General features: G+C 62.0%; 3 protein-coding genes. All 3 read left to right on the forward strand.

Annotation, left to right across the window (positions count from 1 at the left end):
- Positions 1 to 24: 24 nt before the first annotated feature.
- Positions 25 to 765 (forward strand): M12 family metallopeptidase, encoded by a 741-nt coding sequence (locus ACE3UY_RS19050; RefSeq protein WP_374689064.1) that lies wholly within the window; start codon positions 25 to 27, stop codon positions 763 to 765.
- 42 nt (positions 766 to 807) lie between these two features.
- Positions 808 to 1,893 (forward strand): trypsin-like peptidase domain-containing protein, encoded by a 1,086-nt coding sequence (locus ACE3UY_RS19055; protein ID WP_374689065.1) that lies wholly within the window; start codon positions 808 to 810, stop codon positions 1,891 to 1,893.
- 407 nt (positions 1,894 to 2,300) lie between these two features.
- Positions 2,301 to 2,683 (forward strand): alanyl-tRNA editing protein (locus ACE3UY_RS19060; protein WP_374689066.1); only part of this gene is annotated, 383 nt, incomplete at its 3' end.

Below are 2,683 nucleotides of genomic sequence, written 5' to 3' on the forward strand. Positions count from 1 at the left end.
AATAGACAGTCAGGAGGTATCACGATGTCCGATAGCACGCCGATCAAAGCCTGTATTGACAAGGTTCTCCCGCCCGAACTAGAGGAAAAGGCCAAAGAGATCGCCTTGGCCGAGAACCCCAAGAACGCGCCGCGCCCGGCCGCGCCCTTTGAACTGGCGAGCGACTGGCGCTACCTCTGGCGGCCAGGTTCCATACTGACGGTGCGCTTCCTGGAGGGCGATCCGGTGGTGCAGGCCAAAGTGGAGCAGTACGCTCACCAGTGGGAGCAGTTCGCCAACATCAAGTTCGACTTTGTGGCCGAAGGCCCGGCGGCCATTCGCATCGCGTTTATCGAGGGCGACGGCTCCTGGTCCTATCTGGGCACGCAAGCGTTGTTGTTCACCGATCCGATCATGCCGACAATGAATTACGGCTGGCTCACCGCCGATAGCGAGGAGGAGGAGTACTCGCGCGTCGTCCTGCATGAGTTCGGCCACGCTCTGGGCTGCTACCACGAGCACCAGCACCCGCGCAATGGGATTCCCTGGGATCGCGAAAAGGCGTACGAATACTATGGCCGGCAGGGCTGGACGAGGGAGGATGTAGACTTCCAGGTCTTCAAGAAGTACTCGCGCTGGTTCACCCGTTCATCCCAATTCGACCCCACTTCGATCATGATGTACCCTGTGCCGGCGGAGCTCACCGGCGGCGAGTTTTCTGTGGGTTGGAACCGGGTGCTGTCCGATACGGACAAGGCATACATCGGGAAGTTGTATCCATTTTAGAGCGGCCCAGGCATCGCACATCACCTACTAGGAGGGTATGTTATGTCAAACACAATCACGCTTGAACTGAAAGGCCCGCAGTTTAGGTTGCTGGGCCAGGCGATCCGTGCACGCCTCACACCGAAGCAGTTCGACATGATGCTCAAGCAGCGGATCGATGTCGATCGTGCGGACATTACCCTGGCCGACGATTATACGGCGCTGGTATTCGACGTGATCGGCGCCGCCAACCGCGCCGGCTGGGTCTTCAAACTGGTGGAGGCGGCGCGGGAGGAGCGCCCGAACGAGCCGGTCTTTGTCGAGTACGCCCAGATCGTCGGCGTGGGGCCGCGCGGCCTGCCGGGCAAGGCCGAATTGGAGAGCATCATCCGCGCCTCCAACACGCTGTTCGACATCGCCAAGTTCCGCAGCCGCATCGGCGAGATCGAGGGCCAGGTGTGTCGCGTGGATTTGCTGGGGGACGGCCAGGGAACCGGCTTTCTGGTGGACGCCGATAAGGTGCTGACCAACTACCACGTCATCGAGAGCGTGGTCAGGGACGGGCGCGCCGTGACCGACTACCAGTGCCGCTTTGACTTCAAGGTGCGCGAGGATGGTACGGCCGTCAACCAGGGCACGGTGATCGACGTGAAGGAACTGCTGCATCACAGCAAGTACGATCCGGCCGACCTTCAGGACGGCGGCCAACAGCCCAACCCGGATAATCTCGATTACGCCCTGCTGCTGCTCGACGGCGAACCGGGCAACGAGCCTATCCGTGGCATCACCCTCGACGAGAACACACCGGCGCGCAAGTGGGTAACGATGTCAACCACGGCTCACGATTTCACGCCCGCGTCGCCGCTGTTCATCGTGCAACACCCCAGCAAGCGGCCGATGAAACTGGCCCTCGATACGGAATCCGTCATTAAAGTCAATGGCAATCAGACACGCGTGAGGTACAAGACGAACACGGAGCCAGGTTCCTCCGGCTCGCCCTGCTTCAATCAGAACTGGGAGTTGGTCGCCCTGCACCACAGCGGCGACCCGCAATGGGTTCCCACGTGGAACGAGGGCATCCCGTTTCACCTGGTGACGGCCCACCTCGCGGCCAATGGGTTCACGCAACAGAACCCGGTCGAGGTTTAGCGGCGTTGACAGCGAGTGAGACTTCTGGCATAATCCGGAATAATCGAACAAATAGCGACGCGGATCGAGACGAGTAAGCCGGAGCCGCGCTGTCCAGCGAGTCTGAATCAGGTGCAAGTCAGACACAGACGACCGGCCGAACATCCCTCGGGAGTCGCCAGCCGAACGGCGCAAGCCAAGTAGACCTGGCCGGGGTGGTTCCCCGTTAGCGGAACCGCGACCATGATGGTGGTCGGCCGAGTCGCCGGGCCTGCTGGCCCGGAAGATGGGTGGTACCGCGAAGACCATGCGCCTTCGTCCCATTAGGGATGAAGGCGTTTTTTCTTTTGTAGCGCGGGATGGCATCCCGCGAGACGGCAGGTGGCAGGTAGCAGGAAGAATCTGCGCCATCTGCGGATGATATTCTTATGACCGAACTACTATACGAGACGGACTCCTACGTAAAGACATTCGAGGCCACCGTGACCGAACACGTCGAGGGCGGCGTAGCCCTCGACCGGACGGCCTTCTACCCTGGCGGCGGCGGCCAGCCGTGCGATGTGGGCACGCTGGAGGCCGGCGGCCGGGTCTGGCCCGTCACGGCGGTCAAGAAGGCCGGCGGCCGGCCCGTCCACTTCATCGAGGGCGAGCCGCCGCCGGTGGGAACGCGCGTAGCCGGGACGCTGGATTGGACGCGCCGCTACCAGCTCATGCGCACCCATACGGCCATGCATATCCTGTGCGGGGTCGTCTTCCGCGATTATGGGGCGCAGGTCACCGGCGGCAACATGGATCCGCTGCAAGGGCGCAT

The sequence above is a fragment of the Promineifilum sp. (SeqCode) genome (assembly GCF_041918635.1).
GTDB lineage: Bacteria > Chloroflexota > Anaerolineae > Promineifilales > Promineifilaceae > Promineifilum.

Excerpts from the sequence above, each read along its gene's own strand:
- ACE3UY_RS19050 (WP_374689064.1), top strand. The coding sequence starts at position 25 with ATGTCCGATAGCACGCCGATCAAAGCCTGTATTGACAAGGTTCTCCCG.
- ACE3UY_RS19055 (WP_374689065.1), top strand. The coding sequence starts at position 808 with ATGTCAAACACAATCACGCTTGAACTGAAAGGCCCGCAGTTTAGGTTG.